At 47.1% G+C, this 12,580-nt stretch carries 12 protein-coding genes; 5 read left to right on the forward strand and 7 right to left on the reverse strand.

Features of this window, described 5'->3' with window-relative positions; genetic code table 11:
• Nucleotides 1-226: 226 nt before the first annotated feature.
• Nucleotides 227-1,075, reverse strand: a complete 849-nt coding sequence (gene hflC, locus SP90_RS01450; RefSeq protein WP_066851821.1) for a protease modulator HflC — start codon at nucleotides 1,073-1,075, stop codon at nucleotides 227-229.
• Nucleotides 1,075-2,154, reverse strand: a complete 1,080-nt coding sequence (hflK, locus tag SP90_RS01455) for an FtsH protease activity modulator HflK (RefSeq protein ID WP_066851823.1) — start codon at nucleotides 2,152-2,154, stop codon at nucleotides 1,075-1,077. The genes hflC and hflK overlap by 1 nt, the downstream gene beginning before the upstream one ends.
• 420 nt (nucleotides 2,155-2,574) lie before the next feature.
• On the opposite strand from hflK, the gene SP90_RS01460 reads away from it, so the two are divergent.
• The 3 genes from SP90_RS01460 to SP90_RS01470 are packed head-to-tail and all read left to right on the forward strand — an operon-like array spanning nucleotide 2,575 to nucleotide 5,311.
• Nucleotides 2,575-2,991, forward strand: coding sequence for a 4Fe-4S binding protein (locus tag SP90_RS01460; RefSeq protein ID WP_066851825.1), 417 nt, complete (start codon nucleotides 2,575-2,577; stop codon nucleotides 2,989-2,991).
• An 11-nt stretch (nucleotides 2,992-3,002) separates the two neighbouring features.
• Nucleotides 3,003-4,760: an aldehyde ferredoxin oxidoreductase N-terminal domain-containing protein gene (locus SP90_RS01465; RefSeq protein WP_066851826.1), complete on the forward strand. Its 1,758-nt coding sequence runs from the start codon at nucleotides 3,003-3,005 to the stop codon at nucleotides 4,758-4,760.
• Between the two features lie 44 nt (nucleotides 4,761-4,804).
• The gene (locus SP90_RS01470; RefSeq protein ID WP_066851827.1) at nucleotides 4,805-5,311 is read left to right on the forward strand and encodes a TPM domain-containing protein; all 507 of its coding nucleotides are present in this window, start codon (nucleotides 4,805-4,807) and stop codon (nucleotides 5,309-5,311) included.
• A 79-nt stretch (nucleotides 5,312-5,390) separates the two neighbouring features.
• Here the strand turns inward: SP90_RS01470 and SP90_RS16575 are convergent, their stop codons facing one another.
• Complete coding sequence (locus SP90_RS16575) at nucleotides 5,391-5,549, reverse strand: hypothetical protein (protein WP_157471157.1); 159 nt, start codon at nucleotides 5,547-5,549, stop codon at nucleotides 5,391-5,393.
• Between the two features lie 227 nt (nucleotides 5,550-5,776).
• Between SP90_RS16575 and rnhA the strand changes: the two genes are divergently transcribed.
• Nucleotides 5,777-6,244, forward strand: a complete 468-nt coding sequence (rnhA, locus tag SP90_RS01475) for a ribonuclease HI (protein WP_066851829.1) — start codon at nucleotides 5,777-5,779, stop codon at nucleotides 6,242-6,244.
• Between the two features lie 104 nt (nucleotides 6,245-6,348).
• Nucleotides 6,349-7,326: a hypothetical protein gene (locus SP90_RS01480; protein WP_082936241.1), complete on the forward strand. Its 978-nt coding sequence runs from the start codon at nucleotides 6,349-6,351 to the stop codon at nucleotides 7,324-7,326.
• Between the two features lie 225 nt (nucleotides 7,327-7,551).
• On the opposite strand, the gene qrcD is transcribed toward SP90_RS01480, so the two are convergent.
• The 4 genes from qrcD to qrcA are packed head-to-tail and all read right to left on the reverse strand — an operon-like array spanning nucleotide 7,552 to nucleotide 12,319.
• Nucleotides 7,552-8,817, reverse strand: coding sequence for a menaquinone reductase integral membrane subunit QrcD (qrcD, locus tag SP90_RS01485; RefSeq protein ID WP_066851831.1), 1,266 nt, complete (start codon nucleotides 8,815-8,817; stop codon nucleotides 7,552-7,554).
• 5 nt (nucleotides 8,818-8,822) lie between these two features.
• Nucleotides 8,823-9,587, reverse strand: a complete 765-nt coding sequence (gene qrcC / locus SP90_RS01490) for a menaquinone reductase iron-sulfur cluster-binding subunit QrcC (RefSeq protein ID WP_066851833.1) — start codon at nucleotides 9,585-9,587, stop codon at nucleotides 8,823-8,825.
• 12 nt (nucleotides 9,588-9,599) lie between these two features.
• Nucleotides 9,600-11,672, reverse strand: coding sequence for a menaquinone reductase molybdopterin-binding-like subunit QrcB (qrcB, locus tag SP90_RS01495; RefSeq protein ID WP_066851835.1), 2,073 nt, complete (start codon nucleotides 11,670-11,672; stop codon nucleotides 9,600-9,602).
• 14 nt (nucleotides 11,673-11,686) lie between these two features.
• Nucleotides 11,687-12,319, reverse strand: coding sequence for a menaquinone reductase multiheme cytochrome c subunit QrcA (qrcA, locus tag SP90_RS01500; protein ID WP_066851837.1), 633 nt, complete (start codon nucleotides 12,317-12,319; stop codon nucleotides 11,687-11,689).
• Nucleotides 12,320-12,580 lie beyond the last annotated feature (261 nt).

Raw genomic sequence — 12,580 nt, forward strand, 5'->3', positions numbered from 1 at the left:
TGTCAATATCACCATGTACGTATATTGATAAAAAATTGTAAATAAGTCTAAACTGCATTGGTGCTGAACTTTAAAAAGTGTGTTGTCTGAGTCTAGTTCAGACCTTTCAGAGTTATCTATAAGAGTAAAATAAAATGCAGCAAATTACACTAGAAAAAATGTAAATGTAAAAAAGAGCGCAGCGGCATGAGAAAAATATGCAGCTGCGCTCTTTAACAGTGTTTTTCTACTGCATTTCGTGCAGGAATTTGTTTTCTGGAGTTACAACTATGCGTGTATTATTCTTAAAACTCTGCTTGTATGCTTCAAGAGAACGTTGGAAGTTGTAGAAGTCTTCATCCTTACCAAGTGACTCTGCATAAATCTTAGTTGCAATTGCATCACCTTGACCACGAATGATCTCGGCTTCTTTATTCGCTTTTGCAAGAATAATAGTGCGCTCTTTGTTAGCAAGAGACTTAATTGTAATTGATTGCTGTTGACCTTCAGAACGGTACTGTTTTGCCTGACGTTCACGCTCCGCACGCATACGTCCGAAAATAGCACGCTGGTTTTCAGCAGGTAGGTCTGTGCGCTTAATGCGGACATCTACAATTTCAATTCCGTATGCTTTGATTAAGTCTGAAGAACGTTTTGTAACCATCTGCATGATGCTGTCACGTTCTGTAGAAACAATTTCAGTAAGCGTGTAGCGACCAAGCGCTGCGCGTAATTGTGAATAGACAATATCATCAAGACGGGCTTGTGCACCCGGAATGGTTCGAACGGTCTGGTAAAAGAGGAGAGGGTTCACAATACGCCAGCGGGCATAGTTGTCCAGCACAAGTGCCTTTTTATCTTGTGTAAGCGCCTCTGCCGGTTGGGCATCGTATTCCAGAAGACGTGCATCAAAGTAGATAACGTTCTGGATGAACGGGATTTTGAAGTGCAGACCGGGACCGTAGACATTGTTATCCGGTTTACCAAGTTGCAGAACAATAGCTTTTTCAGTCTGTTTAACAATAAATGCAGATTGAAATACTATAGCAACAATAAGTACAAGCAAAATCAGGATAGGAGTAGTTGTCTTTTTCATTACTTACTCTCCTTCATTTTGCTGTCGCCAAGCGGTAAAAACGGAATCGTCGGAGAAACACCCTTATTAGGGACAATAATTTTGTTTACTCCGGAACCACTGAATACGCCTTCCATAGCTTCCAAGTACATTCTTTTTTTAGTGATGGATTTAGCCTGATTGTACTCAGTAAGAATTGCAAGGAAGCGAGAAGCATCACCCTGAGCCTTATTAACAGTAGACTCTTTGTACGCTTGAGCTTCGTTGACAATTTCTGCTGCTGCACCGCGTGCTTTCGGTAAGATGTCGTTACTGTAGGCTTCCGCTTCGTTAATGATACGGCTGCGGTCTTCACGCGCGCTTGCTACATCTTTAAATGCGTCGACAACTTCCTGTGGCGGGTGAACATCCTGCATTTGTACAGCAACAATCTGAATACCTGCTTTGTAGCGGTTCAAAATATCCTGCAGCAATTTGCGGCAGTCATTTTGAATCTGAAGCTTTCCTTCAGTCAGCGCGTTATCAATCTTGTTATGGCCGATGACTTCGCGCATAGCGGCTTCAGCAGCGCTTTTAACTGTAATTGATTGTTGCGTGACATTGAAGAGGTAATCTACAGCATTGCTGATGCGGTACTGGATAATGAACTGAACATCGACGATGTTTTCATCACCAGTAAGCATAAGGGATTCCGCTTTAACAGTGCGTGACTGTCCCTGCTGGAAAGAAGAAGCCTTACCAGTGGAGCGGAAGCCGATTTCAATACGGCGGATTTGAGAGACTTTAGGTTTGTATACAGTCTCAATAGGGTACGGAAGATGGTAGTGCGGTCCAGGGCCAGTTGTTGCAACATATTTGCCGAACTGGAGTACAACACCTTCTTCATCAGGTTGAACAATATAAATACCGGATGCGAGCCAGAGAAGAATAACCAGAGCAAGCACGAACTTGCCTGCAGGGAAGTTGATCCCCCGAAGTTTCTTCAGGCCTTCGCTGACCGGGTCAGAATCATTGCCGTCCTGAGATGATCCACCCCAGTTAGGACCGTGACCCGATTGCCTCTGCCGTTTTTCTTGCAGTTTTTCCCAATCCCAATTCATAATATATAAAATCTAGGGCAGTTGGCTTAATAGGTCAAGCGGGTTTCTCAATAACAAGCGTAAGTCATTGTATAAATTTTACTATAGGATGGCCGTTAGTCTCGGTATACCTGATGGTATTTTGCTGCAGGATGAAAAGAATGGGATAATATATTATAACCACTATGAAGATCGCATCGAAAAGGTAGATCATGATAATTGGGTATACTATTTTTTACATGTTTATTTTGAGTACCGTAATGGAAGGCAGCGAGCGACAGGGTGCTGACTGGCTAGTTAGCAAGCTTATGCGCCTATAAAAAATAATGAGCGATGAAGTGTCCTGAAGTAGAGAATATCAAGGAGTTGCTCTGCAGAGCGCAGTATGAATAAAGGGGCGGTACAGTCCCTTGAATATGAAGGTAAACAGCAGGTAGCAGTATGAAGAGACTTGAAGCGGTTCGTATGGAACAATGTATAGGGTGTCATTCCTGTTCGTTGGCCTGTGCGCGGTTGGTACATAAAAAGTTGTCATGGAATACGGCCGGAATACGTATTTCTTCTGCAGGTGGGTTAACAACAGGATTCGAAGCGCGGATTTGCGTTGCTTGTGATCCGGCTCCGTGTGCTGAGGTGTGTCCCACAGAGGCACTGAAGCAGCGTAAAGGGGGCGGCGTCATTGTTAAGCACGATAAGTGCATAAAGTGCGGAAAATGTGCAGAGGTTTGTCCTGTAGATGCCATCTACTATGAAACTGAGACAGATCTGCCATACTTGTGCATTCATTGTGGTCGGTGTGTACCGTTTTGCCCTCATAACTGTATTGAGCTGCGCGAAATTCCGCCGCAGGATCAGTAGGGGAGTTGAATATGAAAATTGATCCGAATACTTCCCGAGTGCTACATGTTGACCTTGATTCTGGAAAAAGCCATGCGCTGACAATTGAAGATCGGCACATGCATATTGGGGGCAGCGGTCTTGCAGCGGTTTTATATGAGAGGTACGGAGCGGATGATGCACCTGCTGATGATCCCCGCCAGCCACTTATTTTTGCCATAGGCCCCTTAACAGGCTTTTACCCGCTTATGAGCAAAGTTGTTTGCGGGTTCCGGTCTCCGTATACGGGAGAATGGTCAGAAAGCCATGCCGGAGGGCGTCTAGCGCTGTCTATCCGTTTCGCTGGATATGATGCAATCATGATTACAGGAAAAGCCGCAAAGTTGAGCGCTCTTGTTGTTGGCTCCCGTTCTTGTGAAGTGGAGAATGTCGCGTATCTGCGTGGTAAAGATGTGTTTGCCACAGGTAAGTTTTTGCGCAAGTTTGGCAAACATAATTCCGGTCATCGTTCTGCCATACGCATTGGCCCTGCTGGCGAACGTGGTGTGGCGTACGCATGTATCAATGTAGATTCGTTTCGCCACTTTGGTCGTATGGGTTCCGGTGCAGCCATGGGGTACAAAAACCTGAAGGGAATCATCATCTCAGGAGATGGTGCCTATGATTTACCGGAAGGAAAAGCCTATGCAGACATGATGCAGGATATTTATAAGGATATCACTGAAACAGGTAAAATGAAAAAGTACCATGACTTAGGTACACCTCAGAATTTGATTCCGTTAAATGAATTGCATGCTTTGCCATGGAATAACCTGCAAAAAACACATGACGAAGGTGTGGACGGTATTTCCGGCGAAACATTTGCTGAACAGCTTCTACTCAGGCAGGCCGCATGCGCTGGATGTCCGGTCGGGTGTATTCATATAGGGCTGTTACGGCAACAGTTCGCAAGCGAGCATGAGTTTCTCTACAAGCAGGTTTCCTATGATTACGAACCTATCTACGCTCAAGGAAGCATGCTGGGCATAACAAATGCAGCTGATGTGCTTGCATTGCTGGATGAAACTGAAAAGATGGGCTTGGATTGTATGAGTGCAGGTGTGGCACTTGCCTGGGCAGCAGAGGCTACAGAAAAAGGCCTTATTTCCAAAGAGGAAACCATTGTTGATCTCAAGTTTGGAGAAATGAAAGGCTTTCTTGAAGCACTCAAATTTATCTCTTCAGGCGAAAATGCTTTTTATCAGGCGCTATCCCGTGGCTCTATGTCGGCAGCTAAATTGTACGGCGGAGAAGATTTTGCCTGTGTTCTTGGACAGGAAATGGCTGGCTACGCAACTGGAGAAGTCTTCTTTGTGGCTTCAGCGTATGGGTTCAGACATTCGCATCTTGATACTGGTGGCTACGCGTTTGATCAGAATAATACAGAAAAGAATGCAGAAAAAGCTGTCGAATTTATGCTCGAAGATGAACGGGGACGTATTTACATCAACAGCATGATGGGCTGCCTTTTTGCTCGTGGAACTTACGGGCCAGATAAGTTGCAGGAGGCGTTACGTGCAGCCGGCTTTACCAATATTGCCGAGAACCTTGAAGAGGCTGGAAAGTATATTCAGAAGCTCCGCTGGCAGTTGAAGTGTAAAACCGGATTTAATGTGGATGCGGTAACCATACCAAAGCGGTTTACTGAAGTAGTTACATGGAAAGGGGCGATTGACACAGTGTACATGGACGAAGTAGCAAAGCGTTACTCTGCTGCCATTAAAGAGATGGCACAGTGTGATAAACAGTAAGTAACCTGCGGGGTAACCAGCACCGCAGTAAAACCGGAGAGCACATGGGATTTTTTAGAAACAAACGCGGCCCGTTGATCCGTGCCAACTCTTCTGGTGAATTCTTTTTGCGTGCTATGCTGCTGATTGCGGTGTTTGTGATTGTTGCCACTGCATTTTGGTATCAGACAGAGTACAGTTATAAAGAGATCCGGTCTCGGGGAACTGTCTATGATCAGACAGAAACACTTACGGCGGATCAAAAGTCTGCCCTGCGGGATTATGCGTCAGCAATGCGTGAAACTCACGGGTTGAAGCTTCGTGTGCAGGTGCTCAATACGCCTGTGGTGCTACCGGCCAAGCTGGATACCAAAACAGTATATATAGGGATTAACCCTTATAGCCGTCAGGTGCTTGTGGAGTTTCCTCCTTTATTGCGTAAGGCATTGGGACAAAACTATATGTACAAGCTGCAGAATGAATATTTTACCCCGTATTTTGAAAAGAACCAGTGGCAGCTGGGGCTGGCTTCAGCTCTACAACAGCTGTGGGATGATATGGGTAAGCAGTAATACATTAAGAATATAAAAGAATTAGGAAAGAACGGCAGGCGAATTGGCCTGCCGTTTTTACTAGTAAGGAATGGTGTGCTTATTGTTTTTGGGTACCAGTAAGCTGAGAACCAGTAGTAGTGTGCTGCTCGCGATCTGCAGATTCCGTGTCCAGATGGCTGAAAAAAAGCAATCCAGCAAGCAGCAGGGCACAAAGAATGATGAACGCCCATTTTATGATGACACTCGTTGTCGGCATAATTGCTCCTTCATGCGGTTCGGCTGTAACAGCATGGTATTACCTGATATGAGTATACCCTGAACTCGACTTGTTGTATGCAGGCATTATGCATGCAGTTTTTTATTTGTTTTTATCGGTACGTGAAAAAACGTGATACGACTGACATCGTTAGCTTTGGGTAAGCCATCTGCTGCACATGTTTTTTCTTTATTATAGTAACGTATATTTTGTGAGTGATTAAAAGTATGAAACATATTTTGCTGTTTACTGACGGCTCTTGTCTCGGAAATCCGGGGCCCGGAGGCTGGGCCAGTATTCTTCGCTTTGGTGATACTGAAAAAGAACTTTCAGGCGGGTTTGCACTGACTACAAATAACAGAATGGAAATTCTGGCTGTCGTTGAAGGGCTTGCTGCACTTAAAGAGCCTTGCAAAGTAGATTTGTATACAGATTCTCAATATGTGCGCAATGCTGTAGAGAAAAAATGGCTTGTAAACTGGCAGAAGAACGGCTGGAAGAATGCTTCTAAAAAGCCTGTAAAGAACAAGGATCTTTGGCTCCGTTTACTTCCATACCTTGATAAGCATGATGTAAAACTGCACTGGGTACGCGGTCATAGCGGTCATCCTGAGAATGAACGTTGTGATGAGCTTGCGCGTGCTGAGGCAGCTAAGCCGAATCTACCTCGCGACGAAGGTCATGACGAGGCGTAAGCAAACGTGTTGTGAGAGTGCCGTGAGATAAAGAAGGTAATCTGTGCCTTCTCAGGTAGCTTCATGGATTTATGATTACAAGTATCTATGGTAAAGAGTTCAGTATGCATACTGAACTCTTTTCTTTTGTGGATGTTGATATGTTGTGGAGCGGGCTTTTCCGTCCGTTGCTGCGGCTCATTATATCTATCTCGCTCGGACTGGCTATCGGGAACATTATTGAAGCACTGCATTGGAGCCGGTTTCTGGCTCGTATCTCGTCTCCACTGGTGAGGATGGCACACTTGCAGGATGTTTCCGGTGCAGCATTCACTATGGCTTTTTTTTCAAGCATTACAGCGAATACATATCTGGCTGAACAATACGAGCAGGGGAAGATAGTCCGTAAGGAACTCTATTTTTCGAATTTGCTGAACAGTGCGCCCGTTCTGTTTTTACACTTGCCGTCCCTGTTCTTTCTTGCGGTACCCTTTTTAGGGAAAGCGGCATTCTGGTACGTTGGAATAATTGTAAGCGCTGCGCTGTTTCGAACGTTAGGAACGGTTGTTGTTGGAAGAATGGTTTTGCCCCCAACACCAGAGGGCTGCGTGACGTGCGAACTGGATGACTCGGCACCCAAAAGTTTTGCGGAGGCATTTCAACGGGTGGTGTCCAGATTTTCCCGAAGGATTAGACGGGTACTGCTTATTACCATACCAGTGTATGTGCTGGTCTTCATCTTGAACCGTTCCGGCTTTTTTACTGCACTTAATGAGGTCATTGGGGGGAGTAACGGTTTGCTTCCGTTTATCAACCCTCAGGCGGCAGGCGTGTTGCTTCTGAGTCTCGCGGCTGAAATTACGGCAGCGATGGCTGCTGCCGGTGCTTTGCTAACGGAAGGAACAATACAGTCAAAAGATATCGTACTTGCTTTGCTGGCTGGTAATATCCTTTCATCTCCCATGCGTGCCTTGCGGCATCAATTAGCAACGTATATGGGAATTTTTCCCCCGCGCCTGGCGCTATGGCTTATCTTTTGTAATCAGAGTGTTCGGGCAGTGTCGCTTATCGTATTTACACTGTTGTATTATTTCTGGGGATAACGTTCAGGAAAGGTTGCGGCGGAGCGCTGCAAGTGAACTGGCTGTGAGAATCAAGACTACAGGTAAATATTTTTGAATAGCTGCGGGGTGCCTGCTTTGAACGCTTTGTGAAAGACCGCAGGATACTCTGATTGTTTTTTCGAATAATAAAACGAAGAACCCCGGCGCGGGTGGGGACCGGCCGGGGCTCAACTGACTTTAAGCTTACCTATCTGAAACTAAGCCCTAGTTGGACTTAGTCGCATTCAAAGCACGTTCCTGCGGGAAAACCGGCAGGTAACGGTAGGACAGGCTGAGGATAATAGCACCGTAGGCAAGAACAAGTGCGCTTGCACCCCATTCTGCCCAGTTTGGCGCATAGGTTTCCCAGCTGTCGAAAGGCATTACCGGCATAGCAAGTGCCTGAACCGTAAATACGTAACGGTTGATGGTAATGCCGATACAATCCAGCAGTGCTGCAGAGTAGAACAGAGCAGGAGTGTTGCGCAGTTTCGGTGTAAGCAGAATGATACACGGAACTACACCGCACAGGAACAGCTCTGACCACAGGAGCCACTTGCCGTAGATTGTCTGGTAGAAGTTCTGGTCAAAGGTGAGACCGGAACGTGGCAGTACATCTACTGCCCATGCATAGGTGTCTGCGAACTTGAATACGAGGTATACAAGCAGCATTGCCCCTGCAATTTTACCCATAAGGGATTTGATTTCCCAGCTTACCAGTTTCTTGCCAGTCATTTTTTCCATGAGGGTTGCGATAAGTACGGTGAAAACCGGACCGGAACCAACTGCGGAAATAACGAAGAGGAAGAATGTCCAAGGCCAGATGAAGAAACCATCACGCAGTACGTAAGGACGACCAAAGAGAACGCCGTACATACCGCCGAGTGAGCCCTGGTGGAAAGTGGAAAGGAACGCACCAATACCAGCAAACAGTGGCATCCAAACGTGCAGGTTATGCGCGAGGTGATGCAGTACTGGAATTCTGTTAAGCTGCTTCTGCTCAAGAATCAGTGGAATGTATTCAATGATCAGAACAATCAGGTAACAGGTAATACAGAAGATAACTTCTGTGAGCATGGAGTGTACGTTCGCATGCCAGTAACCGAACCATGCACGAATCGGCTGACCTACGTCGAGCACGAGAATAAGCATAGCACCGGAGTAGCAAATAAAACCGATAATTACGGTGAGGTTAATGATGTTTTTCAGCGGGTCAATGTTCAGGATGTATCTGAGCAGACCGGTGAAGAACGCACCTGCACCGAGTGCAATAACAGCAAGGTCAAAGGTAATCCAGAGACCAAAGCCGAAGTAGTCGTCAAGGCCTGTAACGCCAAGTCCTTCCGCGAGCACTCTGAATGCAGCGTAAAGACCCCAAAGAGCTACAGCACCGACAAGTCCCATCCAGATTGAAAACTTTGTCAAAGAGCAACGTGAGGTGCCCTCTGGAAAGAGTTCATGATCTGCAGGAAGAGAGTAGTTCTTTCCCATGACTGTTACCCCTTAACCTTTTCGTCTTCCAGATAGTTATCAAGCTGACGCAGTACCCATTCACGACGGCTTACGTAGTAAACCTGTGTGTCGGCACCGAGACGTTCGAGCAATCTGTGAGCGTATTTGGAGCTGGCAAGCTTCGCTACTTCGTGTTCTTCGTTGTTAAGGTCACCGAAGGTAATTGCACCGTTAGGACAAGCCTCGGTACAGGAAGTAACGTATTCGCCTTCAGGCAGATCCATAGGATCACGGCCTTCAACGATTGCTTTGTCTTTTGCAGCCATCCAGCGGTGGTGACAGAAAGTACATTTTTCTACAACACCGCGAGGACGTACAGATACGTCTGGAGTAAGAGCTTTTTCAAGTCCGCCTGGCCATACCGGATCACGCCAGTTAAAGTAGCGTGCGTGGTAAGGGCATGCAGCCATGCAGTAACGACAGCCGATGCAACGAGGTGTTACCTGGCTAACGATACCGCCTTCTTCGTTTTTGTCAGTCGCGATAACCGGACAAACAGAAACGCAAGGCGGGTGACCACACTGCTGACAAGGGCGAGGCAGGTAGGCTACGTCGTGTTCAGGGTAAGGTTTACCGTTGGACAGTTCGTAGACTGTGATCCAGTTCATTACTTTGATTTTATTGGAAGCATCGGCAATTGGTGCAAGGTTGTTTTCAGCCTGACATGCAACCATGCAGGCACCACAACCGGTGCATTTGTCGAGGTCAATTGCCATGCCCCATTTGATAGTGAATTCTTTAGTTTCCATGACGCTCGTCCCTTATGCCTTGCTGACGTTTACACCAGCAACATTCCAGACAGACTGTCCGGTGCCGGCTTCATATCCAACAGTCAGCAGCTCCATGACGTTTTCGCCTTTGCCTTTACTGAACTCATCAAATGCGGTGTGACCAAAGCCCATCAGCACTGCGATGGTATTCGGCATTACGCCTTCGAAAATGTTCACACGGGCCTGGATGCTGCCGCTGCTATTAGTGAGCTTGATACGGTCATGTTTTACCACGCCGAGCTCACGGGCAGTTGCACCGTTCATCGCAACATACATTTCGTTCTTCTGGAGTTCCCAGCGACGAATTGTTTTGTTGTTGTACGGTGGGATAGCGGTGTTAGGAGTACCGATGTTAAGCTTCTGCACAGGGGCGATGCTCAGTTTTGCAGCCTTAGGTGCAGCAGCGAGTGCTTTACCCATAACGGCAGCGCCAAGGCGCAGGCCGGACTGTTCTGCAACAGCATCACTTGTGAAGAACTCGCCTTCCATCAGGCTGTCCCAATCAGCACCTGCGGCTTCTGCTTTTGCCTGAAGAACTTCTTCATAGGTAGCAAAGCCAAGATCCATGTTAAGCTGACTGGCAACGTTTAAGAGAACGTCGGCAGCAGGCTTTCCGTCAACCGCGCAAGGTGCAACAGGGCGTGCAAGTGCGTAGAACGCCTGACCGATGCCGTATGGTGTTTCAACGTCATCAAAGCGCTCAAGGCCGAGTGGAGTTGGCAGAATAAGGTCACATGCCTGAGCTGTTTCATCAAGGAAGCTTGTGAAAGCAACTTTAAACGGAACCTTATCCATAACTTTCGCCATAGCTGCAGGCTGAGGCAGACCGTATACAGGGTTTGCTTCGTAGAAGACCATAGCACGAGGTGCTGGCACTTTTCCGGCACTGATGCGGGAAAGGTAAGCCACGAGATCTTTATCAGCAATTTCTGAACGATCCATGCCGGAAGCAATAACTTTCGGCGCTAATGGAAGAGCTTTTACGCCGCCTTCGCGACCAAAGCTTCCGAGCAGCATGTTAACCGCTGTTCCAGCAAGAACAGTTGCAACGCCAGTACCTTGACCGAACTCTGAGCCGGTAAGAACGAGCGGACGTTCTGCCTTGGAAAGCTCAACAGCGATAGCTTTAAGCTTAGCAGGAGTAACGCCTGTGAGAGATGCAACTTTTTGCGGTGTGAACTGGGCGGCAAGCGCTTTGAACTCAGCAAAGTCAGGAGCATTAACAGAAGCACCAGCTTTGATAAGCAGGTTAGCAATACCTAAAGCAACAATTGCTTCTGTACCGGACTTTGCAGGCAACCATTCGTCTGCACCGGCCGCTGTGTTACTTTGCACAGGGCCTGCGTAAACGTATTTCACAGTCGGCTTTTCTGCCGCAGGGTGAGATTGCTTGAACGCAGCGCGGTTGCGGAGCACAGTGCCCCATGACTCAAGAATGTTGGCACCGAGAGCAAGCACGTAGTCGCTGTTTTCGATGTCGTAGCCAAGCTGACCGTTACCGTTCATTGCAGCAAACGCGCGTGCAGCAGGCTGTACCTCGGAAGGCATTACATAGAAGTCTTCGGAACCGCTTTCTTTCGCCATGCCGGAAAGAAGTTCGTTGATAGTACCGGTTTCGTCACCGGATACGTATGCAATTTTGGAACCTGCTCTTCTGAGGTTTTCTTTGAGTATTTTCTCTGCTTCTTCCCATGAAATAGCAACATAAGCGCCGTCACCGGAATGCTTAAGCGGACGCTTTACACGGGAAGGAGAGTACATAAGCTGAACTTCTGCTGCAGCAAGAGCAGTGATGCCACCCATGGAAAGAGGGTGGTTATCATCCGGAAGCGCACGCACAGGGCGGTTGCCAACCAGACGAATTTTCATGCCCGCAGCGGAAGGACACAGTTTACTGATGGTAGAAATATAGCTGTTTTCTCCATCTACATTTCGTGGAATCCAGGACCAGTTCTGAGTCCAGATACTCGCGTCATCAAGGAGCTTCCAAGGTACGGGAGTAGCCAGAACACCAGTAGTGGCGCCTGCAACAAACTTAAGGAATCCTCGTCTATCTACTGCCATTGGATACTCCCCTTTTACTTATGACAGACGAAACATGCGTTGCTGGAACGGGTAACGCCATAGTGCTCAGGGTGAGCATGGCAGCGTTCACATTGCCACATTTTCATTGTCTGTTTGCTGTACGTAGTCAGCTTGTTTTCATAGTAAGTCGGGGCCTTGTCCATATTGGCCACATCAATGTGACACTGGGAGCAGAGCTCAACTTCAGAGAAGTCATGACAGTTGTTACATGACTCAAGTGAGTGAGCAGCATGACTGAAGAAGACGTTATCAGGCTGTTTCTGGTAAACATGCCATTTAACTTCTTTACCGGTCTCCACGTACTCCTTAATGAAGCGTGCTTCTTCCGGATCTTCCCCGAGTGGTTCGTCGCTGTGACATTCAGCACAGCTTTCAGTTGTTGGAAGGCCGGCAAATGTGCCGTCTTCACGGAAATAATGGCACGCAGAACATTCCATTTCTGCGTCTTGAATATGCACCTTATGGCTGAAATTAATCGGCTGTTCCTGTTCTGAAAAAAGCATTCCAGGGAAAGCCCACCAACCAAAGATGAGTGCCACTACCAGACCTACGAAGAACGGGGCCGCGCCGCCAAATTGGCGTGACGTACTGTTCCCGTCGGCAGGATGTAAAAGCCTCTCCTCCATAACCCTTCGCCTCATAGCTGGTTTAAAATATTGAAAAAAAGCCCACATTACCACACCAGTTGTGTCTACTTCTTAGGGGCAATTGCGTCAAGGTGAAATATTTCACGAGCGGTAACTAACCCTTCTGAAATGTACACATTTAGCCGATGCGGCATATCCATTAACTGTGTTTCTAAAACATAAAAACAAAGTTTTAGATACTAAAAAAACGGTTGGAAATGGGCTGGTTGAAAGTCCAGTCAGTCTGTTGAGTCTAGTTTT

Origin of the sequence: Halodesulfovibrio spirochaetisodalis, assembly GCF_001672295.1 — a bacterium.
GTDB lineage: Bacteria > Desulfobacterota > Desulfovibrionia > Desulfovibrionales > Desulfovibrionaceae > Halodesulfovibrio > Halodesulfovibrio spirochaetisodalis.

Bases quoted from the DNA above. Each gene is read 5' to 3' on its own strand.
- hflC (WP_066851821.1), bottom strand. From the start codon at position 1,075: ATGAAAAAGACAACTACTCCTATCCTGATTTTGCTTGTACTTATTGTT.
- hflK (WP_066851823.1), bottom strand. From the start codon at position 2,154: ATGAATTGGGATTGGGAAAAACTGCAAGAAAAACGGCAGAGGCAATCG.
- SP90_RS01460 (WP_066851825.1), top strand. From the start codon at position 2,575: ATGAAGAGACTTGAAGCGGTTCGTATGGAACAATGTATAGGGTGTCAT.
- SP90_RS01465 (WP_066851826.1), top strand. From the start codon at position 3,003: ATGAAAATTGATCCGAATACTTCCCGAGTGCTACATGTTGACCTTGAT.
- SP90_RS01470 (WP_066851827.1), top strand. From the start codon at position 4,805: ATGGGATTTTTTAGAAACAAACGCGGCCCGTTGATCCGTGCCAACTCT.
- SP90_RS16575 (WP_157471157.1), bottom strand. From the start codon at position 5,549: ATGCCGACAACGAGTGTCATCATAAAATGGGCGTTCATCATTCTTTGT.
- rnhA (WP_066851829.1), top strand. From the start codon at position 5,777: ATGAAACATATTTTGCTGTTTACTGACGGCTCTTGTCTCGGAAATCCG.
- SP90_RS01480 (WP_082936241.1), top strand. From the start codon at position 6,349: ATGCATACTGAACTCTTTTCTTTTGTGGATGTTGATATGTTGTGGAGC.
- qrcD (WP_066851831.1), bottom strand. From the start codon at position 8,817: ATGGGAAAGAACTACTCTCTTCCTGCAGATCATGAACTCTTTCCAGAG.
- qrcC (WP_066851833.1), bottom strand. From the start codon at position 9,587: ATGGAAACTAAAGAATTCACTATCAAATGGGGCATGGCAATTGACCTC.
- qrcB (WP_066851835.1), bottom strand. From the start codon at position 11,672: ATGGCAGTAGATAGACGAGGATTCCTTAAGTTTGTTGCAGGCGCCACT.
- qrcA (WP_066851837.1), bottom strand. From the start codon at position 12,319: ATGGAGGAGAGGCTTTTACATCCTGCCGACGGGAACAGTACGTCACGC.